At 67.6% G+C, this 19,086-nt stretch carries 19 protein-coding genes and 1 tRNA gene; 13 read left to right on the forward strand and 7 right to left on the reverse strand.

What is annotated here, in order from left to right; translation table 11 throughout:
• The first annotated feature begins 9 nt into the window (after nucleotides 1-9).
• The gene (locus tag BM393_RS20980) at nucleotides 10-729 is read left to right on the forward strand and encodes a sulfite exporter TauE/SafE family protein (protein ID WP_254783544.1); all 720 of its coding nucleotides are present in this window, start codon (nucleotides 10-12) and stop codon (nucleotides 727-729) included.
• 107 nt (nucleotides 730-836) lie between these two features.
• On the forward strand, nucleotides 837-2,090 hold the full coding sequence (gene icd, locus BM393_RS20985; protein WP_091732300.1) for an NADP-dependent isocitrate dehydrogenase: 1,254 nt from the start codon (nucleotides 837-839) through the stop codon (nucleotides 2,088-2,090).
• Nucleotides 2,091-2,258: 168 nt separating this feature from the next.
• Here the strand turns inward: icd and BM393_RS20990 are convergent, their stop codons facing one another.
• Entirely contained in the window at nucleotides 2,259-2,543 is a 285-nt protein-coding gene (locus BM393_RS20990) for a cold-shock protein (RefSeq protein ID WP_091732303.1), read from the reverse strand.
• 178 nt (nucleotides 2,544-2,721) lie between these two features.
• On the opposite strand from BM393_RS20990, the gene clpS reads away from it, so the two are divergent.
• Nucleotides 2,722-3,090, forward strand: coding sequence for an ATP-dependent Clp protease adapter ClpS (clpS, locus tag BM393_RS20995; RefSeq protein ID WP_091732307.1), 369 nt, complete (start codon nucleotides 2,722-2,724; stop codon nucleotides 3,088-3,090).
• Nucleotides 3,087-5,408: an ATP-dependent Clp protease ATP-binding subunit ClpA gene (gene clpA / locus BM393_RS21000; protein WP_091732310.1), complete on the forward strand. Its 2,322-nt coding sequence runs from the start codon at nucleotides 3,087-3,089 to the stop codon at nucleotides 5,406-5,408. Before clpS ends, clpA begins: the two co-directional genes overlap by 4 nt.
• A 175-nt stretch (nucleotides 5,409-5,583) precedes the next feature.
• Here the strand turns inward: clpA and BM393_RS21005 are convergent, their stop codons facing one another.
• The 5 genes from BM393_RS21005 to BM393_RS21025 form a co-directional block, all read right to left on the reverse strand.
• Nucleotides 5,584-6,375 carry a zinc-dependent peptidase gene (locus BM393_RS21005; RefSeq protein ID WP_091732314.1) on the reverse strand — a complete coding sequence of 264 codons (792 nt, stop codon included), beginning with the start codon at nucleotides 6,373-6,375 and terminating at the stop codon, nucleotides 5,584-5,586.
• Nucleotides 6,372-7,196 (reverse strand): UDP-2,3-diacylglucosamine diphosphatase, encoded by an 825-nt coding sequence (locus BM393_RS21010; RefSeq protein ID WP_254783545.1) that lies wholly within the window; start codon nucleotides 7,194-7,196, stop codon nucleotides 6,372-6,374. Before BM393_RS21010 ends, BM393_RS21005 begins: the two co-directional genes overlap by 4 nt.
• Before the next feature lie 23 nt (nucleotides 7,197-7,219).
• Nucleotides 7,220-7,723: a peptidylprolyl isomerase gene (locus BM393_RS21015; RefSeq protein WP_091732316.1), complete on the reverse strand. Its 504-nt coding sequence runs from the start codon at nucleotides 7,721-7,723 to the stop codon at nucleotides 7,220-7,222.
• A gap of 12 nt (nucleotides 7,724-7,735) precedes the next feature.
• Nucleotides 7,736-8,311 (reverse strand): peptidylprolyl isomerase, encoded by a 576-nt coding sequence (locus BM393_RS21020; protein ID WP_091732320.1) that lies wholly within the window; start codon nucleotides 8,309-8,311, stop codon nucleotides 7,736-7,738.
• Nucleotides 8,312-8,392: 81 nt separating this feature from the next.
• Complete coding sequence (locus tag BM393_RS21025) at nucleotides 8,393-8,878, reverse strand: tetratricopeptide repeat protein (RefSeq protein ID WP_175538452.1); 486 nt, start codon at nucleotides 8,876-8,878, stop codon at nucleotides 8,393-8,395.
• 193 nt (nucleotides 8,879-9,071) lie between these two features.
• Between BM393_RS21025 and cysS the strand changes: the two genes are divergently transcribed.
• The 7 genes from cysS (at nucleotide 9,072) to BM393_RS21060 (ending at nucleotide 15,836) form a co-directional block, all read left to right on the forward strand.
• The gene (cysS, locus tag BM393_RS21030) at nucleotides 9,072-10,469 is read left to right on the forward strand and encodes a cysteine--tRNA ligase (RefSeq protein ID WP_091732324.1); all 1,398 of its coding nucleotides are present in this window, start codon (nucleotides 9,072-9,074) and stop codon (nucleotides 10,467-10,469) included.
• Nucleotides 10,469-11,122 carry a DNA-3-methyladenine glycosylase gene (locus tag BM393_RS21035; RefSeq protein ID WP_091732327.1) on the forward strand — a complete coding sequence of 218 codons (654 nt, stop codon included), beginning with the start codon at nucleotides 10,469-10,471 and terminating at the stop codon, nucleotides 11,120-11,122. The genes cysS and BM393_RS21035 overlap by 1 nt, the downstream gene beginning before the upstream one ends.
• Nucleotides 11,123-11,124: 2 nt before the next feature.
• A complete protein-coding gene (locus BM393_RS21040) occupies nucleotides 11,125-12,096 on the forward strand; it encodes an acetyl-CoA carboxylase carboxyltransferase subunit alpha (RefSeq protein ID WP_091732330.1) in 972 nt (323 codons plus the stop codon).
• Nucleotides 12,097-12,139: 43 nt separating this feature from the next.
• Nucleotides 12,140-13,549: a tRNA lysidine(34) synthetase TilS gene (gene tilS / locus BM393_RS21045; protein ID WP_254783546.1), complete on the forward strand. Its 1,410-nt coding sequence runs from the start codon at nucleotides 12,140-12,142 to the stop codon at nucleotides 13,547-13,549.
• Between the two features lie 87 nt (nucleotides 13,550-13,636).
• Nucleotides 13,637-14,908: an aspartate kinase gene (locus tag BM393_RS21050; RefSeq protein WP_091732334.1), complete on the forward strand. Its 1,272-nt coding sequence runs from the start codon at nucleotides 13,637-13,639 to the stop codon at nucleotides 14,906-14,908.
• Nucleotides 14,909-14,987: 79 nt separating this feature from the next.
• Nucleotides 14,988-15,080 (forward strand) — tRNA-Ser (locus BM393_RS21055).
• A gap of 90 nt (nucleotides 15,081-15,170) precedes the next feature.
• Nucleotides 15,171-15,836: an FMN-binding negative transcriptional regulator gene (locus BM393_RS21060; protein WP_175538453.1), complete on the forward strand. Its 666-nt coding sequence runs from the start codon at nucleotides 15,171-15,173 to the stop codon at nucleotides 15,834-15,836.
• Nucleotides 15,837-15,845: 9 nt separating this feature from the next.
• Here BM393_RS21060 and BM393_RS21065 read toward each other — a convergent pair whose 3' ends face one another.
• Nucleotides 15,846-17,528: an electron transfer flavoprotein-ubiquinone oxidoreductase gene (locus BM393_RS21065; protein WP_091733789.1), complete on the reverse strand. Its 1,683-nt coding sequence runs from the start codon at nucleotides 17,526-17,528 to the stop codon at nucleotides 15,846-15,848.
• 254 nt (nucleotides 17,529-17,782) lie between these two features.
• Between BM393_RS21065 and BM393_RS21070 the strand changes: the two genes are divergently transcribed.
• Nucleotides 17,783-18,184 carry an OsmC family protein gene (locus tag BM393_RS21070; RefSeq protein WP_091732340.1) on the forward strand — a complete coding sequence of 134 codons (402 nt, stop codon included), beginning with the start codon at nucleotides 17,783-17,785 and terminating at the stop codon, nucleotides 18,182-18,184.
• An 80-nt stretch (nucleotides 18,185-18,264) separates the two neighbouring features.
• On the forward strand, nucleotides 18,265-19,047 hold the full coding sequence (locus BM393_RS21075; protein WP_091732344.1) for an SDR family oxidoreductase: 783 nt from the start codon (nucleotides 18,265-18,267) through the stop codon (nucleotides 19,045-19,047).
• Nucleotides 19,048-19,086 lie beyond the last annotated feature (39 nt).

The following is a 19,086-nucleotide window of genomic DNA, read 5'->3' on the forward strand; positions in this document are numbered from 1 at the left end:
GAGGCCGGGATGCTGACACTGGCGCTGGCGGGCTCCGCCTTTCTCATGGGAATCGTGGGCTGCGTCCATTGCGCGGCCATGTGCGTCGCACCATGCGCGGTGGTCTCTGGTGGGCGACGCGCCGGTGTCGCCGCCTTCCATGGCGGCCGGCTCCTGGGCTACGCGGCAGGCGGGGCCGTCGCCGCGGCCAGCGTGGGCGGACTGCTGCGCTGGGAGATCGCTTCCGGCGCGCTGCGCCCGCTGTGGCTCGGGGTTCAGCTCGCCGCGCTGATGTTCGGCCTGCTCCTCGCCTGGCGGGCGGAGTTGCCGGGATGGGCGGTGTGGCGCTGGACAGGACGAACGCCAGCGCGCTTGAGCGTCCCCGCCGGCGCGTTGACCGGGGGCGGCGTCGCGCTCACGCCCGCGCGGACGGCCAGCGCGGGCCTGGCCGGCGTGGCGTGGCTGGCCTGGCCCTGCGGACTCCTGCAATCGGCGCTGACGGTGGCAGCCCTCGCCGACGGCCCCTGGCAGGGCGCGGCGGTGATGGCGGCCTTCGCGCTTGGCTCCTCGCCGGGCTTGGTCGCCGGCCCCTGGCTGCTGACCCGCCTGGGCGGCGCTGACCGGGGTGTCGCCAGCGGCGGATCGGGTGTGCGAATCGCGACCCGGCTCTCCGGCGTCATGCTGGCCGCCGGCGCCCTGTGGGCGCTCGGTCACGGCTTGTGGGCGCAGATCCGCGCGTACTGCGGGTGAAGCCTCCAGGACCACGGCCGGGGCATCAGCCGATTGAAAGTTTCGCTGTCATAGAATCGGCGCTTCCGTTTGTCCCACCCACCCACGCGATTCGCGGAGACGACTCCATGTACCAGCACATCAAGGTGCCCGAGGGCGGCCAGAAGATCACGGTCAATGCCGACTTCTCGCTCAACGTTCCGAACAACCCGATCATTCCTTACATCGAGGGCGACGGCACCGGCTTCGACATCACCCCGGTGATGATCAAGGTGGTGGACGCGGCTGTGGCGAAGGCCTACGGCGGCGCCAAGAAGATCCACTGGATGGAGATCTACGCCGGCGAGAAGTCGACGAAGGTCTATGGCCCCGACGTGTGGCTGCCCGAAGAGACGCTGCAGGTCCTGAAGGACTACGTCGTCTCGATCAAGGGCCCGCTGACGACGCCCGTGGGCGGCGGCATCCGCTCGCTGAACGTGGCGCTGCGTCAGGAACTGGACCTGTACGTCTGCCTGCGCCCGGTGCGCTGGTTCAAGGGCGTGCCCTCGCCGGTCAAGGAACCCGAGAAGACCGACATGGTCATCTTCCGCGAGAACTCGGAAGACATCTACGCCGGCATCGAGTTCGAAGCCCAGAGCGACAAGGCCAAGAAGCTGATCAAGTTCCTGCAGGAGGAATTTGGCGTCAAGAAGATCCGCTTCCCGGAAACCTCGGGCATCGGCGTCAAGCCGGTGTCGAAGGAAGGCACGGAGCGCCTGGTCCGCAAGGCCATCCAGTACGCGATCGACAACGACAAGCCCAGCGTCACGATCGTGCACAAGGGCAACATCATGAAGTTCACCGAAGGTGGCTTCCGTGACTGGGCCTACGCCCTGGCCCAGAAGGAATTCGGCGCCGAGCTGATCGACGGCGGCCCGTGGTGCAAGTTCAAGAACCCGAAGACCGGCAAGGACATCGTGGTCAAGGACAGCATCGCCGACGCGTTCCTGCAGCAGATCCTGCTGCGCCCGGCCGAGTACTCGGTCGTCGCGACGCTGAACCTGAACGGGGACTACATCTCCGACGCGCTGGCTGCCCAGGTCGGCGGCATCGGCATCGCCCCGGGCGCGAACCTGAGCGACTCCGTCGCCATGTTCGAAGCGACCCACGGCACCGCGCCGAAGTACGCGGGCAAGGACTACGTGAACCCCGGTTCCGAGATCCTGTCGGCTGAAATGATGCTGCGCCACATGGGCTGGACCGAAGCGGCCGACCTGATCATCTCGTCGATCGAGAAGTCGATCCTGTCGAAGAAGGTCACGTACGACTTCGCCCGCCTGCTGGACGGCGCGACGCAAGTGTCGTGCTCCGGTTTCGGCCAGGTGATGATCGACAATATGTGAGTCCAGGCCGGCGTAAGCCGGTCCCGACCCGCGACCCCGGCCTGACCCGCCGGGGTTTTCTTTTTTGGGAATCGGCGAACGGCGGCCCGGCGGCGGCCGGCGGTTATCCCAATGCAGAAGGCCCGCTCGCGCGGGCCTTGCTGTGGGCGGTGGATCAGCGCAGGCGGGTCACGCCGCTGCCTGCTGTTGCCCGGCCAGGTTGTCCGCCATCAGCGGGATGCCCAGGGGCGCCTCCATCGCATCGCCGCCGTCCAGCGGGCGGATGTTCTGGGCCAGCTGGCCCTTGGGGCCCTGGACCAATTCATAGCTCACCTTGGAGCCCTGCTTCAGCGTCCGGAAGCCGTCCATCTGAATGGCCGAGAAATGGGCGAAAACGTCCCCTCCGCCTTGTTCGGGTTCAATAAAGCCAAACCCCTTGGCATCGTTGAACCACTTGACCGTGCCTGTTGCCATCGTTCTTCTCCATCCCGGTGTCTTTTTCGCACCGGGGCGGATTCTCAAATCCGTGTCAAGCCAGTGTCAATTGAGGAACTCCCCGGGGTGTAGCGCCGCGAAGGTGACAAACTCGGGGCATTGACAGGCGTTGGCCCGTCCCCATGTAGGGTGCTCCCGCTGTTTATAGAATCGGCTCATGCCTTTGTTTGCTCAACAGTTCCCCCCGGCGGGTCCCCCTGGCGGCGCGCCGCCGCCGGGCACGGAGGAGGGTGGGAATTCCACCACGCTGGAGCGTGTCGCTCAGAAGACGGAGCCTCCGCGCCTGTATCAGGTGCTGATGCTCAATGACGACTTCACGCCGATGGAGTTTGTGGTGATGGTCTTGCAGGAGTATTTCCGCCATGACCTGGATACGGCCACCCAGATCATGTTGAAGATCCATCACGAAGGCCGCGGCGTCTGCGGTGTATTCACCAAGGACGTGGCGGCCACCAAGGTCGAAATGGTGTCGGCGGCCGCACGGCGCGCCGGTCACCCCCTGCAGTGCATTATGGAGGCCGCATGATTGCGCAAGAGCTTGAAGTCAGCCTGCACATGGCGTTTGTCGAGGCACGCCAGCAGCGCCACGAGTTCATCACCGTGGAACACCTGCTGATGGCGCTGCTGGACAACCCGTCCGCGGCCGAGGTGCTGCGCGCCTGCGCAGCGAATATCGAGGACCTGCGCAAGTCGCTTGCGCAGTTCATCAAGGAAAACACCCCCACCGTCGGTGGCACGGACGAGGTCGACACGCAGCCCACGCTGGGATTCCAGCGCGTGATCCAGCGCGCGATCATGCATGTCCAGTCCACCGGCAACGGCAAGAAGGAAGTGACCGGTGCCAACGTGCTGGTCGCGATCTTCGGCGAGAAGGACTCCCACGCGGTCTACTACCTGCACCAGCAGGGCGTCACCCGCCTGGACGTCGTCAACTTCATCGCCCACGGCATCAAGAAGAGCGAGCCGCCCGAGCCCCCGAAGGGCCCGGAAGGCAACGGTGCCGAGTCCGAACGCGAGGAAGGCGAAGGCCAGGGCCAGGGCGGCGGCAAGGGCAGCCCGCTCGAGCAGTTCACCCAGAACCTCAACCAGCATGCCCGCGACGGCAAGATCGATCCGCTGATCGGCCGCGAGCTCGAGGTAGAGCGCGTGGTGCAGGTGCTGTGCCGCCGCCGCAAGAACAACCCGCTGCTGGTGGGCGAAGCCGGCGTGGGCAAGACCGCGATCGCCGAGGGCCTGGCCTGGCGCATCACCGAGGGCCAGGTGCCCGACGTGCTGGCCGAGGCGGTGGTCTATTCGCTGGACATGGGCGCGCTGCTGGCGGGCACCAAGTACCGCGGCGACTTCGAGCAGCGCCTCAAGGCGGTGATCAAGCAGCTCAAGGACCAGCCCGGCGCGATCCTGTTCATCGACGAGATCCACACGCTGATCGGCGCCGGCGCGGCCTCGGGCGGCACGCTGGACGCGAGCAACCTGCTCAAGCCGGCGCTGTCCTCGGGCCAGCTCAAGTGCATCGGCGCGACCACCTTCAGCGAGTACCGCGGCATCTTCGAGAAGGACGCGGCGCTGTCACGGCGCTTCCAGAAGATCGACGTGGTCGAGCCGACCGTGGACCAGACTGTCGAGATCCTCAAGGGCCTGAAGTCGCGCTTCGAGGAGCACCACAGCGTCAAGTACGCGCTGGGTGCGCTGCAGGCCGCGGCGGAGCTGTCGGCCAAGTACATCAATGACCGTCACCTGCCCGACAAGGCGATCGACGTCATCGACGAGGCTGGCGCCGCGCAGCGCGTGCTGCCCAAGAGCAAGCAGAAGAAGACCATCACCCGCGCCGAGGTCGAGGACATCGTCGCCAAGATCGCGCGCATTCCGCCGGCCTCGGTGTCGTCGGACGACCGCGGCAAGCTCAAGAGCCTGGACCGCGACCTGAAGAGCGTGGTCTTCGGCCAGGATCCGTCCATCGATGCGCTGTCCGCGGCCATCAAGATGGCGCGCTCGGGCCTGGGCAAGCCGGACAAGCCGATCGGCTCCTTCCTGTTCAGCGGTCCGACGGGCGTGGGCAAGACCGAGGTGGCCAAGCAGCTCGCCTACATCCTGGGCATCGAGCTGATCCGCTTCGACATGTCCGAGTACATGGAGCGCCACGCCGTCAGCCGCCTGATCGGCGCGCCTCCGGGTTATGTCGGCTTCGACCAGGGCGGCCTGCTGACCGAGGCGATCACCAAGAAGCCGCACGCGGTGCTGCTGCTCGACGAAATCGAGAAGGCGCATCCGGACGTCTTCAACGTGCTGCTGCAGGTGATGGACCATGGCACGCTGACCGACAACAACGGGCGCAAGGCCGACTTCCGCAACGTGATCATCATCATGACCACGAACGCGGGCGCGGAGGCGATGACCAAGTCGACGATCGGCTTCACGACCAAGCGCGAGCAGGGCGACGAGATGGCCGACATCAAGCGGCTGTTCACGCCGGAGTTCCGCAACCGCCTGGACGCCATCGTCAACTTCGGCGCGCTGAACGAGGACATCATCCTGCGCGTGGTGGACAAGTTCCTGCTGCAGCTGGAGAGCCAACTGGCCGAGAAGAAGGTCGAGGTCACCTTCAGCGACGCGCTGCGCAAGCACCTGGCGGCCAAGGGCTTCGATCCGCAGATGGGCGCACGTCCGATGCAGCGCCTGATCCAGGACACCATCCGGCGCGCGCTGGCGGACGAGCTGCTGTTCGGTCGCCTGGTCGACGGTGGTCGCCTGAGCGTGGACGTGGACGACAAGGGCGAGGTCCAGCTCGACATCACGCCCAACAAGAAGGACAACAAGCCCAAGGCGGAGCCGGCGACGGCCGACTGACGCCTGCCCCCTCCACCGAAAGCCCGCTCACGCGGGCTTTTTCATGCCTGCTCGGTGTATCGCATCAAGGGAACCCGGGCCCCGTCTCCGCAGCTTAAGGAGGGAATTTGGCGGCCGTGGCGGCCGCCAAAGGAGGGAGACGGAGGAGACGGGGCCCGGGTTCCCTTGATGGTGCTCAATCGCGTGCCGGGTCCTGCCTGAAGAAGCCAACGAGGAGCCGATACAGCCGCGGCTGCTCGGCGAGCAGCTCGTGCGGCGCGACGAAGAAGGCCTCGACGGCGACGGCGAAGAATTCCTCGGGCGCCTCGGCGCCGTAGGGATCGATGAGCGTTGCATGCCCCGCATCGACCTGGTCGCAGAACCAGTGCCATTCGGCCTCCATCGTCGCGCCCCATTGCTGCCGCAGGGCGGGGTCGTCGATGGGCGGCGCGCCGTCGGGCTCCCCGTCGCGCATGTCGAGCACATGCGCGAACTCATGGATGACGACGTTGTAGACCGAGTCGTGGCCTTCCACGCGCTCGGTCGCCTCGGGGGCGATCTCGCTCCAGGCGAGCATCAGCGGGCCGCCTTCCATCGCCTCGCCGGCCAAGGTTTCGTCGTACGCGTGGACCACGCCGTCCTCGTCCATCGTCTCGCGGGCGGCGACCACTTCGCCCTCGTGCATGACGATGCCGACGAAGCCGTCGTACCAGGACAGTCCCAGCTTCAGCACCGGCAGGCAGGCCTGCGCGGCCACGGCGACGGCCACCTCGTCGGTGACCTCGAAGCCGCCGGCGCCATGGAACTCCTTGGACGCCAGGAACAGCGAGCAGAGCCGGCGCAGCTCGGTCCGGTCCGCCTCGGAACGCCGGGCGATGAACGGGTATTGCGCCAGCGTCAGCGTCCAGAGCTCGTCGGGAATCGCGTACTGGTCAAGCAGCTGGCGCTCGCGGCGTGCGCGCCAGCGCTGGAGCAGGTCGCCGATCACGGCGAGCCGCCTCCCGCATGCGGGTCCGGCGCGGCCGCGTGCATCGGCGCGATGCGATGCAGGCCCCGGGCGTCCATCACCAGCACATCCCCGCGACCGGGACCGTGGTCGTAGTCCCAATCGGACAGCACCGCGCGTGCGAGGCCGTCGCCGAGGTCATGGAGCGCCGGGCGATGCGTGTGGCCATGGATCAGCGTGTCGCAGCCGGCATCGCGCAGCCAGGCCCGGGCCGCGTCGTCGTCGACATCCGCCCAGGTCGAGGGATCGCTCTGGTGCATGCGGCTCTTCGCCCGCAGATGTCGCGCCAGCGCGCGTCGCGCGAAGAGCGGCATCGCACGCAGCGCCGCCAGCACCCCGGGACGCCGCACCGCCGCGCGGGCGCGCAGGTAGCCGACATCGCCCAGGCAGAGCTGATCGCCATGGCTCAGCAGCCAACCGCGTCCGAAGGCTTCCAGCCGCGCCGGGTCCGGCAGCAGCCGCATGCCGGCGTCCTCGGCCATCGGCTCGCCGAGCGCGAAGTCGCGGTTGCCGTGCATGAAGAAGAGGGGTTTGCGCGCGGAGACCCCGCGCAGCAGTTCGAGCGCGAATTGCTCGAACGTACCGGCCTGCCAGCGCGCGTCGTCGCCGATCCAGGCCTCGAAGATGTCGCCCAGCAGGAAGATCGCATCCGCGGGCGTGGCCGACAGGTGGGCGCGCAGTCGCGCCAGCGTCGCCGGCATGTCCGGCGACAGGTGCAGGTCGGAGATCAGGTCGATCCGCCGCCAGCCGGGCTCGGCCCGCAGCGTCGCCAGGCGCGACGGCAGTCGGGGCGCGGGCGACACGGGACGGGCGGCGGAACCGCGACTCACTCGACCGCGACGGCGCGCTCGATGATGACCGCGTCGACCGGCACGTCGTCGTGGAAGCCTGAACGGCTGGTCTTGACCTTCTCGATCTTGTCCACGACGTCCTGGCCGCCGACGACCTTGCCGAACACCGCGTAGCCCCAGCCCGACGGGCTTTCGCTCTTGAAGTTCAGGAAGTCGTTGTCGACGGTGTTGATGAAGAACTGCGCGCTGGCCGAGTGCGGCGCATTGGTGCGCGCCATCGCCACGGTGTACTTGTCGTTCTTCAGGCCGTTGTTGGCCTCGTTCTGGATCGGGGCGTCGGTGGGCTTCTGCTTCATGCCTTCCTCGAAGCCGCCGCCCTGGGCCATGAAGCCCTTGATGACGCGATGGAAGATGGTGCCGTCGTAATGGCCCTTGGCCACGTAGGCCAGGAAGTTCTCGACGGTCTTGGGGGCCTTGGCGTCATCCAGCTCGAGGGTGATCAGACCCTGGTTGGTGTGCAGTTCGACTTTCTTGCTCATGTCGGTGACTCCTTATTTCTCGACGGTGGCCTTGTGGATGAGGATGGGCGTGCCGGGCAGGTTCTGGAACGCCGGATTCTTGGGCGACGGCGCGGTCGGCACGGCCCGGATCTTGTCGACGACCTCCATGCCCTCGGATACGTAGCCGAAGACCGCATAGCCGCGGCCGTCGGCGGCGAAGCCGGGGTCCAGGGCCGGGTTGTCGACGACGTTGATGAAGAACTGCGAGGTCGCGGAGTTCGGATCGTTGGTCCGCGCCATCGCGACGCTGCCGCGGATGTTCATCAGGCCGTTGCCGGCCTCCAGCGGAATCGGCGCCTTGGTCGGGCGCTGCTTCAGGTCGGGCGTGTAGCCGCCGGTCTGGATCATGAAGTCGCCGATGACGCGATGGAAGATCACGCCGTTGTAATGGCCGGCCTTCACGTAGGCGAGGAAATTGGCGACGGTCTTGGGCGCCTTCTCGGCGTCCAGCGTGATCTTGATGTCGCCGACGCTGGTGTTCAGCTTGACGACCTGCGCCTGGGCGAGCGATGCCGCCAGGCTCAGCACGGCGGCGCCGGCGGCGAGCAGGAGTGGGGATGTCCTCATGGTCCTCGTGTCGGTGGGGGTGGAGGGAGGTGACGGGCGGCGGTGTGCGGGCGTGGCGCGCGGTCGGCGCGCCCTCGCCGATCATCGCTGCTGGGCGCCCTTGGCGTTGTTGAACGCGGTGACGCGCTGCAGCTTGACCTTCAGCGCGGTGTCGTCGCCCAGCGCCTGCTTGAGCGCGCGTTCATACGATTGCTGGGCCAGGCGCATGAGCACGTCGCCCATGTTTTCCTGCGCCTGCGCATGGTCCGGCTGCAGGTCCAGCGCGCGGGTCAATGCCTGGCGCGCCGCCTCGTACTCGCCGCGCGCCGCATGGATGACGGCCAGGTTGTTGTAGGGATCGGCGAGATCGGGGAAGTCCTCGGTCAGCCGGGTGAAGATCACACGGGCCCGCTCCAGCTGCTGGGTCTCCAGCAGCATGGTGCCGAGCGCGAAGCGCAGGCGGGGGTCGTCGGGCGTGGTCTTGAGGCCGGCTTCGGCGGTCTGGATGGCCTGCTCGCGCTTGCCGGCGGCCCACTGGGCCTGGGCCTCGTCGAGCACGGCGGCGTGCGTCAGGGTCGCGCCGGTCATCGCCAGGGCGACGCAGCAGGCTCGGAACAGGGCGGGGAGTCTTGGCATAAAGTCGGGCCGCTATACTGCCAGGCATTCTAGAGCGAGCTTTCGTCTCCCGCTCGTCCCCCGGCCGGCCCTCCGCCCCACCCGCACCGCACCGTCGAATGCGCCGACGCCCAGCGACCCGTCGCTGGCCCGGCGCGACATACGTATGTCTTCCTTGCGCATCTACAACACGCTGACCCGCCAGCTGCAGCCCTTCCAACCGATCGAGCCGGGCAAGGTCCGCCTGTACGTCTGCGGCATCACCGTCTACGACCTGTGCCACATGGGGCATGCGCGGATGAACCTCGCCTTCGACGTCGTCTATCGCTGGCTGTCCGCCAGCGGCTACGACGTCACCTTCGTGCGCAACATCACCGACATCGAGGACAAGATCATCCGCCGCGCGCTCGAGCGCGGCATCACGATCCGCCAGCTGACCGACGAGATGATCGCGGCCATGCACCGCGACTTCGCGGCGCTGGGCATCGCCACGCCGACGCACGAGCCGCGCGCCACCGACTACGTCCCGCAGATGCTGGACATCATCGGCAAGCTCGAGGCCAAGGGCTTGGCTTACCACGCCGACGGCGGCGACGTGAACTACGCGGTGCGCAAGTTCGAGGGCTACGGCAAGCTCAGCGGCAAGTCGCCGGACCAGCTGCGCGCCGGCGAGCGCGTCGCGGTCGACGACGGCAAGCGCGACCCGCTGGACTTCGTGCTCTGGAAGTCGGCCAAGCCCGACGAGCCGGCCGAGGCCAAGTGGGCCAGCCCCTGGGGCGAAGGCCGTCCCGGCTGGCACATCGAGTGCTCGGCGATGAGCTGCGCGCTGCTGGGCGAGCGCTTCGACATCCACGGCGGCGGCATGGACCTGCAGTTCCCGCACCATGAGAACGAGATCGCGCAGAGCGAGGGCGCCTTCGGCCATCCCTTCGTCAACCTCTGGATGCACAACGGCTTCCTGAACATCGACGGCGAGAAGATGTCCAAGAGTTTGGGCAACTTCTTCACCATCCAGGAAGTGCTGGAGAAGTTCGACGGCGAGTCGATCCGCTTCTTCATGCTGCGCACGCAGTACCGCAGCCCGTTCAACTTCAGCGACGTCAGCCTGGACGACGCGCGCACCGCGCTGCGCCGGCTCTACACCGCGCTGGACGCGGTGGCGCCGGCGGACGTGGCGATCGACTGGACGCAGGGGCCGGCGGCGGCCTTCAAGGCCGCGATGGACGACGACTTCAACACGCCGGGCGCGCTGGCCGTGCTGTTCGAACTGGCCAACCAGGTCAATCGCGACCGCTCCGCGCAGGATGCCGGGCTGCTCAAGGCGCTCGGCGGCGTGCTGGGCGTGCTGCAGCAGTCGCCCAAGGCCTTCCTGCAGGCCGGCGCCGGCCTGGACGAAGGCGCGATCGAGGCGCAGATCGCCGCGCGCGCCGCGGCCAAGGCGGGCCGTGACTTCGCCGAGGCCGACCGCATCCGCAAGGCGCTGCTCGATCAGGGCATCGAGCTGAAGGATTCCGCCACCGGCACGACCTGGGTTCGCGCGTCGAAGGTGGGAGAGCAGGCCTGATGGCGCGTGTGGCGACCGCCGGGGTGACCCCGGACTACTGGGACGAGGCCTGCAGACACCTGGTCAAGCGCGACCGGGTGATGAAGAAGTTGATCCCGCAATTCGGCGAAGCGCGGCTGCAGAGCCGCGGCGACGCGTTCACCACGCTGGCGCGTTCGATCGTCGGTCAGCAGATTTCGGTGAAGGCCGCGCAGAGCGTGTGGGACAAGTTCGCCGAGCTGACCTCGGGGCCGTCCAACCGCATCAAGCCGACCGAGGTGCTGGGCCTGGAGAAGGCGGCGCTGCGCGAAGTCGGCCTGTCGGTGCGCAAGGTCGAGTACCTCAGCGACCTGGCGCAGCATTTCGAGTCGGGCCAGGTCCATGTGCGCCAATGGGCGCAGATGGAGGACGAAGCCATCATCGAGGAACTGGTCGCGATCCGCGGCATCGGCCGCTGGACGGCCGAGATGTTCCTGATCTTCCACCTGATGCGCCCGAACGTGCTGCCGCTGGACGACCTGGGATTGCTGAAAGGCATCAGCCAGCATTACTTCAGCGACGAGCCGGTGTCGCGGGCCGAGGCCCGTGAACTGGGCGAAGGTTGGGCCCCGTATCGCTCGGTGGCCACATGGTACATTTGGCGGAGCCTCGATCCGCTACCCGTGGATTACTGAGAATGAGCAAGAAACACTTCCTCGAATTCGAGCAGCCCATCGCCGAGCTCGAAACCAAGATCGACGAACTCCGCTACGTGCAGAGCGAGTCCGCGGTGGACATCTCCGAGGAGATCGACCGCCTGGGCAAGAAGAGCCACCAGCTGACGAAGGACATCTACGCGAATGTCCTGCCGTGGCAGGTCTATCAAGTGGCTCGCCATCCGCAACGTCCGCAGACGCTGGACTACTGCGCCGAAGTCTTCACCGAATTCCAGGAGCTGCACGGCGACCGCCATTTCGCGGATGACGCCGCGATCGTCGGCGGCCTGGCACGCTTCAATGGCCAGGCCTGCATGGTCATCGGCCACCAGCGCGGCGCCGACGCCAAGGAGCGCACGCTGCGCAACTTCGGCATGCCGCGCCCGGAGGGCTATCGCAAGGCGCTGCGCCTGATGAAGCTGGCCGAGAAGTTCGGCCTGCCGGTCTTCACCTTCATCGACACGATGGGCGCATACCCCGGCATCGGTGCCGAGGAACGCGGGCAGTCCGAGGCGATCGGTCGCAACATCTTCGAGATGGCCCAACTGGAAGTGCCCATCGTCGCGACGGTGATCGGCGAGGGCGGCTCCGGCGGCGCGCTGGCCATCGGCGTGGCCGACCAGGTGCTGATGCTGCAGTTCTCCGCCTACTCGGTGATCTCGCCCGAAGGCTGCGCGTCCATCCTCTGGAAGACCGCCGCGCGCGCGTCCGAGGCCGCCGAGGCCCTGGGCATCACCGCGCATCGCCTCAAGGCCCTGGGCCTGATCGACAAGATCGTCAACGAGCCGGTCGGCGGCGCGCACCGCGATCCGAAGCAGATGGCTTCGAACCTGAAGCGCGCCCTTGGTGATGCGCTGCGCCAGGTCTCCGACCTGAAGACCAAGGATCTGCTGGAGCGCCGCTACGAGCGCCTGCAGGCCTATGGTCGATTCAGCGACACCAAGAGCCGCTGATCCCGCCGGATCCGCCACCCTCGGCGATCCGGCACCACGCCGCGTGATCGCGGTCGCCTGCAGCGGCGGCCGCGACTCGACGGCGCTCCTCCATGCCACCGCCAGCGCCGCCCGTTCATTCGGTGTCCGCGTGGTGGCGCTGCACATCCATCACGGCCTGAGCGCCCACGCGGACGCGTGGCTCGCGCAGCTGCGCGAGCAGGTGACCGAGTGGGCTGCGCAAGGGCTGCCGGTGGAGTTCGTCCATGAGCGCCTGACGGATGCGCCGGCGCCTGGCGACAGCACCGAGGCATGGGCCCGTGCCGGCCGCTACGAGGCGCTGCAGCGCCAGGCCCTGGCCGCCGGCGCCGACCTGCTGCTGCTGGCGCACCACCGCCGCGATCAAGCCGAAACCTTCCTGTTGCAGGCCCTGCGCGGCGCCGGTGTCGCGGGCCTGTCCTCGATGCCGCGCGCGCAGTGGCGCGACGGTGTCTGCTGGGCTCGCCCCTGGCTGGACCATCCGCGGGAAGCGATCGAGGCTTATGTCCACGAGCACAAGCTGAGCTTCGTCGACGACAACAGCAATGGCGATCCACGCTTCGCGCGCAACCGGCTGCGCCAGACCCTCTGGCCGGCGCTGATGGCGCAGGGCGCGGGCGCGGAAACCGCATTGGCGCGCGCGGCCGGATGGGCGCAGGAAGCGGCTGAACTCCAGCGCGAGGTGGCCGAGGATGATCTCGCGCAATGGGCCGATGCGAGCGGCCTCGCGCAGGCGATGCTGACGTCCCTCAGCCCGGCGCGCGCGGCCAACGCGCTGCGGGCCTGGCTGCATCGCGTCACCGGACGGGCGGCACCGGCCACGCTGATCCGACGGCTCCTCGACGAAGCGCCCGTTGCCACGGTGGCGCGATGGCCACTGGGCGCTCCGAGCGCTGCGGGGGCCGTGGGCGGTGTTGAACTGCACCTCTATCGCGGCCGCTTCTTCGTGCAGGCCCGCTCGAAGACGCCGCCTCCCGCGCCCGCGGAGGCGTTGCCGGCGTCGCTCATCGGACTGGGCATCGCCATGAGCCCTTGCGCACCGCGCGAGCGCCTCGACCTCGCGCGCGCCGGCCGCCACCCGATCCCGTCGTGGGGCGGCGCATTCGATGTCGAACCCGTGACCACGGGGGGCGTCGCGCTTTCTGCGCTCAGCAATGTCGAGTTGCGCCGGCGCGAAGGCGGCGAGCAGTTCCAGTCGCATCCCAAGGGCCTGGCGCGGGCGCTGAAGAAATGCTGGCAGAGCGCGGGAATCCCCGCTGTCCAGAGGGAAGGGCCCCTGGTCTACGTCGACGGACGTCTGCTCTTCGTGCCCGGCCTGGGCCTGGATGCGCGCTGGCGTTCGGACGCCGGCGAAGCACAAATGACGCTGCGATGGGTGCCGGATGCATGCGGATCACGCATGGGCAGCGACGTTGCGGGCAAGGGCGCGTCTTAGAATCGCCCGCTGTGGTCGCGGTGCACCTCCTTCCCGCGCTAACGCGGACGCCGCCAGGGCGTCCCACCAGCAGTCTCTGACACTCCCATGGCATTGATCGTTCACAAGTACGGCGGCACCTCGATGGGGTCGACCGACCGTATCCGCAATGTCGCCAAGCGCGTCGCCAAATGGGCGCGGGCCGGCCACCAGATGGTGGTGGTCCCCTCGGCGATGAGCGGCGAGACCAACCGCCTGCTCGGCCTGGCCAAGGAACTGTCGCCCGGCAGTTCTTCGCCGTCGCTGATGCGCGAGCTCGACATGATCGCCTCCACCGGCGAGCAGGTCTCGGTGGGCCTGCTGGCCATCGCGCTGCAGGCCGAGGGCATGGACGCGGTCAGCTACACCGGCTGGCAGGTCGGCGTGTCGACCGACAACTCGTACACCAAGGCCCGCATCGAGAGCATCGACGACGCGAAGGTCAAGGCCGACCTGGATGCCGGCAAGGTCGTCGTGATCACCGGCTTCCAGGGCGTGGACGAGGACCGCAACATCACGACGCTGGGTCGCGGCGGCTCGGACACGTCGGCGGTGGCGATCGCGGCGGCGATCAAGGCCGACGAATGCCTGATCTACACCGACGTCGACGGCGTCTACACCACCGATCCGCGCGTCGTGCCGGAAGCCCGGCGCATGAGCACCATCAGCTTCGAGGAGATGCTGGAGATGGCGTCGCTCGGCTCCAAGGTGCTGCAGATCCGCTCGGTGGAATTCGCCGGCAAGTACCGCGTGCCGATGCGCGTGCTGAGCAGCTTCACGCCGTGGGACATCGACATCAACGAGGAAGCCAAGTCCGGCACCCTGATCACTTTTGAAGAGGACGAACAAATGGAACAAGCCGTCGTCTCCGGCATTGCATTCAACCGCGACGAGGCCAAGGTGACGCTGCTGGGCGTGCCGGACAAGCCCGGCATCGCGTTCCAGATCCTGGGCCCGGTGGCCGACGCCAACATCGATGTCGACGTCATCATCCAGAACGTGTCGCAGGACGGGAAGACCGACTTCTCCTTCACCGTGCACCGCAACGACTACCAGCGCGCGATGGAGCTGCTGGAGAAGACCGTGGGCCCGGCGGTGCAGGCCGCCAAGGTGATCGGCGACCAGCGCATCTGCAAGGTGTCCATCGTCGGCATCGGCATGCGCTCGCATGTGGGCGTGGCGTCGAAGATGTTCCGCTCGCTGTCGGAAGAGGGCATCAACATCCAGATGATCACGACCAGTGAGATCAAGACCTCCGTCGTCATCGACGAGAAGTACATGGAACTGGCCGTGCGCGCGCTGCATCGCGCGTTCGATCTGGACCAGGAAGTCGAGGCCTGAGCGCCGGTCGCACGGCGATTCAACCGGAGTTTCGGTTGAGGGCCAGGAAAGCCATGCTATAGTCGCTGCTTCTCCGGTTGGAGACGTGACCGAGTGGCCGAAGGTGCTCCCCTGCTAAGGGAGTATGCGGGCAAAACCTGCATCGAGGGTTCGAATCCCTCCGTCTCCGCCAACCAGATGTGAAACCCCCGCAGCGCAAGTTGCGGGGGTTTTCGCATTCAGGGCCGGCATGCTTGGCCCGATGTGGCCTACAGTGGGTCGCATGTACATGCCCAAGCATTTCGACCTGCCGGATCTCTCGCACGCGCGGTTGATGATCCAGGAGCATCCGTTGGCCACGCTGATGCTGATCGATCCCACGCACGGCCTGTCGGCGACACCGGTGCCGATGATCTGGGGCGCGCCGAGCGAGGCGTCGAGCAGCGCGACGGGCCAGGCGTCGACCGGCGAGGGCTGGTGGCTCGAGGGCCACCTCGCGCGCGCGAACCCGCATGTGGCGGCGCTGATGTCCGGCGAGATCGGCGAGGTGCTGGTGCAGTTCAACGGGCCTGGCGCGTACATCTCGCCCAGCCACTACGACACGCCGCTGTCGGTGCCGACCTGGAACTACCTGACCCTGCAGGTCCATGGCGGCGTGCAGGTCATCGACGACGAGGCCGGCAAGGATGCGCTGCTCAAGCGCCTGATCGCGACGCAGGAGCCCGATTACGCCGCGCAGTGGCGCGGTCTGCCAGCGGACTTCCAACGCAAGCTGCTGGGCGCGATCGTGGGTTTCCGCATCCCGGTCGAGCGCTGGACGATGAAGGCCAAACTCAGCCAGAACCGCACCGCCGACGAGCGGGCGCGGATCCTCGCGCACCAGGAGCACCATGGCTCGCTCGAGGAGCAGATGCTGGCGCGCTGGGTGCGCGAACTCACGCCGCGCTGATCGCTTGGTTCACATGCTCACGTAGTTCGGCCCGCCGCCGCCTTCCGGCGTGACCCAGACGATGTTCTGCGTCGGGTCCTTGATGTCGCAGGTCTTGCAGTGCACGCAGTTCTGCGCGTTGATCTGCAGGCGCTGCGCGCCGGCGTCGCCGACGAACTCGTACACGCCGGCCGGGCAGTAGCGGCTTTCCGGGCCGGCGTACTTGGCCAGGTTGACGTCCACCGGCACGCTGTCGTTCTTCAGCGTCAGGTGCGCGGGCTGGTTCTCCTCATGGTTCGTGTTGGACACGAACACCGACGACAGCCGGTCGAAGGTCAGCTTGCCGTCGGGCTTCGGATACTCGATCTTCGGCATCTCCGACGCCGGGCGCAGGTAGGCATGATCAGGCTTGTCGCGATGCAGCGTCCACGGCGGGCTCTTGATGCCGATCTTGGGCAGCAGCCATTGCTCGATGCCGGTCATCAGCGTGCCAACGGTGTTGCCCTTCTTGAACCAGGTCTTGAAGTTGCGCGATTGATCGAGTTCCTCGCGCAGCCAGCTGCGCTCGAAGGTGGCCGGGTAGGCGCTGAGCTCGTCCAGCGAGCGCCCCGCGGCGAGCGCCTCGGCGATCGCGTCGGCGCACATCATCCCGGACTTGATCGCGGCATGGCTGCCCTTGATGCGCGCGGCGTTCAGGTAGCCGGCGTCGTCGCCCACCAGCGCACCGCCCGGGAAGACCTGCTTGGGCAGGCTCAGCAGACCGCCCGCGGTGATCGCGCGCGCGCCATAACCCAGGCGCTTGCCGCCTTCGATGTGTTTGCGGATCGCCGGGTGCGTCTTCCAGCGCTGCATTTCCTCGAAGGGCGACAGCCACGGATTCTTGTAGTCGAGTCCGACCACGAAGCCCAGCGTCACCTTGTTGCCCTCGAGGTGGTACAGGAAGCCGCCGCCGTAGGTCTCGCTGTCCATCGGCCAGCCGGCGGTGTGCACCACCAGGCCCGGCTGCGCCTTGTCGGCCGGCACTTCCCACAGCTCCTTGATGCCGATGCCGTAGGTCTGCGGATCCTTGCCGGCGTCGAGCTGGAACTTCGTGATCAGCTGCTTGCCCAGGTGGCCGCGCGCGCCCTCCGCGAAGATCGTGTACTTGCCATGCAGCTCCATGCCGAGCTGGAAGCCCTCATGCGGCTGGCCGTCCTTGCCCAGGCCGACGTTGCCGGTGGCCACGCCCTTGACGCGCCCCTGCTCGTCGTAGACGACCTCGGCGGCGGCGAAGCCGGCGAAGATCTCCACGCCCAGCGCCTCGGCCTGCTGCGCCAGCCACTTGGTGACGTTGCCCAGCGAGATGACGTAGTTGCCCCCGTTGTGGAAGCAGCCCGGGATCAGGAACTGCGGCGTGTCGGTGTGGCCGGACTCGCTCAGGAACAGCACCTGGTCGCCGGTGACGGGCTGGTTCAGCGGGGCGCCCAGTTCCTTCCAGTTGGGGAACAGCTCGGTGAGGGCCTTGGGGTCCATGACCGCGCCCGACAGGATGTGGGCGCCGGCCTCCGAGCCCTTCTCCAGCACGACGACCGAGATCTCCTGGCCCTTTTCGGCCGCGATCTGCTTGAGCCGGATCGCCGTGGCCAGGCCCGCGGGACCACCGCCGACGACCACCACGTCGTAGTCCATGCTGTCGCGGGGACCGTACTGGGCAACAAGTTCTTCGGAGGTCATGGTCATCCTTGCTCGTTCTAGTAAGAGGCCTGGCCGCGACCGCGCGGTCGGCGGGCGGGGGCCGGCTCGCGGTCTGGCTGGGGCGGGTTGCGGCGCATTCTAGCCGCGCGATCAAAAAAAAGAACGGTCGTGCTTTTTGTGAACTAGAGAGGGACGTCGACAGCGCGATGTCCGGTCGCGCCGACCCGAATGGGGGTCCTGCGCGCGAGGCGGGCGCCGTACCATGCCTGCCTCCATGGTGAGCAGAGGACCTCATGACCATCCACATCCAACGCGACAGGACCGGCCCGATGCGGCAGACGGTGCGCATCCGCGACCACCAGTTCACTGCCGACCAGCCGGTGTCCGGCGGCGGCGAGGACGCCGGCCCGGATCCGCATGAGCTCTACGACTCGGCGCTGGGCACCTGCAAGGCGCTGACGGTGCTCTGGTATGCGCAGCGCAAGGGCCTGCCGCTGGAGGACGTGCTGGTGGAGGTCGAGCGCGACGGCTCCCAGGAGCGGCAGGGTCTGTACAAGCTCAAGGCCACGCTCACCTTCGTCGGCGACCTGACGGACGAGCAGCGCCAGCAACTGCTCGCCGTCGCCGAGAAGTGCCCGGTCCACAAGCTGATGACGCAGGTGACGACCGAGATCCAGACCGTGATGGCGGGCTGAGGTCGGCGCGGCGCGGCCCGCGTGCTATCGTGCCCGGCACCTTGTCCGGTCACACGAGAAGTTTTGCGAGAGACCTTGCCATGAGCTACAGCATCGATCTGGAGGGCCGCGTGGCCCTCGTCACGGGCGCGTCCAGCGGCTTGGGCGCGCAGTTCGCGAGAACCTTGGCCAAGTCGGGCGCCTGCGTGGTGCTGGCGGCGCGGCGCGTGGAGCGGCTCAAGGCGCTGCGCGCCGAGATCGAGGCCGGCGGCGGCGACGCGCACGTGGTGCAGCTGGACGTCACCGACATCGACAGCATCAAGGCCGCGGTCGCCCGCGCGGAGACCGAGGTCGGCACGCTCGACATCCTGATCAACAACTCCGGCGTGAGCACGACCCAGAAGCTGGTGGACGTGACGCCGGAGGACTACGACTTCGTGATGGACACCAACGTGCGCGGCGCGTTCTTCGTCGCGCAGGAGGTCGGCAAGCGGATGCTGGCCCGCGCGCGCGGCGCCGCGCCGGGCACCTACACCGGCGGCCGCATCGTCAACATCGCGTCGATGGCGGGCCTGCGGGTGCTGTCGCAGATCGGCGTGTATGCGATGAGCAAGGCGGCGGTGGTGCACATGACGCGCGCGATGGCGCTGGAGTGGGGCAAGTTCGACATCAACGTCAACGCGATCTGCCCCGGCTACATCGACACCGAGATCAACCACCACCACTGGCAGACCGAGCAGGGCCGCAAGCTGGTGGAGCTGCTGCCCCGCAAGCGCGTGGGCACGCCGCAAGACCTGGACACGACGCTGCTGATGCTGTGCGCCAAGGAGAGTCGCTTCATCAATGGCGCGATCATCCAGGCCGACGACGGCTTCGGCGTCTGAGCCGGACGGGCCGGACCGACAAGACCGAGAGAACTGAAA

The organism is Mitsuaria sp. PDC51 (assembly GCF_900113225.1).
Lineage (GTDB): Bacteria > Pseudomonadota > Gammaproteobacteria > Burkholderiales > Burkholderiaceae_C > Roseateles.

Bases quoted from the DNA above. Each gene is read 5' to 3' on its own strand.
- BM393_RS20980 (WP_254783544.1), top strand. From the start codon at position 10: ATGCTGACACTGGCGCTGGCGGGCTCCGCCTTTCTCATGGGAATCGTG.
- icd (WP_091732300.1), top strand. From the start codon at position 837: ATGTACCAGCACATCAAGGTGCCCGAGGGCGGCCAGAAGATCACGGTC.
- BM393_RS20990 (WP_091732303.1), bottom strand. From the start codon at position 2,543: ATGGCAACAGGCACGGTCAAGTGGTTCAACGATGCCAAGGGGTTTGGC.
- clpS (WP_091732307.1), top strand. From the start codon at position 2,722: ATGCCTTTGTTTGCTCAACAGTTCCCCCCGGCGGGTCCCCCTGGCGGC.
- clpA (WP_091732310.1), top strand. From the start codon at position 3,087: ATGATTGCGCAAGAGCTTGAAGTCAGCCTGCACATGGCGTTTGTCGAG.
- BM393_RS21015 (WP_091732316.1), bottom strand. From the start codon at position 7,723: ATGAGCAAGAAAGTCGAACTGCACACCAACCAGGGTCTGATCACCCTC.
- BM393_RS21020 (WP_091732320.1), bottom strand. From the start codon at position 8,311: ATGAGGACATCCCCACTCCTGCTCGCCGCCGGCGCCGCCGTGCTGAGC.
- BM393_RS21025 (WP_175538452.1), bottom strand. From the start codon at position 8,878: ATGACCGGCGCGACCCTGACGCACGCCGCCGTGCTCGACGAGGCCCAG.
- cysS (WP_091732324.1), top strand. From the start codon at position 9,072: ATGTCTTCCTTGCGCATCTACAACACGCTGACCCGCCAGCTGCAGCCC.
- BM393_RS21035 (WP_091732327.1), top strand. From the start codon at position 10,469: ATGGCGCGTGTGGCGACCGCCGGGGTGACCCCGGACTACTGGGACGAG.
- BM393_RS21040 (WP_091732330.1), top strand. From the start codon at position 11,125: ATGAGCAAGAAACACTTCCTCGAATTCGAGCAGCCCATCGCCGAGCTC.
- BM393_RS21050 (WP_091732334.1), top strand. From the start codon at position 13,637: ATGGCATTGATCGTTCACAAGTACGGCGGCACCTCGATGGGGTCGACC.
- BM393_RS21060 (WP_175538453.1), top strand. From the start codon at position 15,171: ATGTACATGCCCAAGCATTTCGACCTGCCGGATCTCTCGCACGCGCGG.
- BM393_RS21065 (WP_091733789.1), bottom strand. From the start codon at position 17,528: ATGACCTCCGAAGAACTTGTTGCCCAGTACGGTCCCCGCGACAGCATG.
- BM393_RS21070 (WP_091732340.1), top strand. From the start codon at position 17,783: ATGACCATCCACATCCAACGCGACAGGACCGGCCCGATGCGGCAGACG.
- BM393_RS21075 (WP_091732344.1), top strand. From the start codon at position 18,265: ATGAGCTACAGCATCGATCTGGAGGGCCGCGTGGCCCTCGTCACGGGC.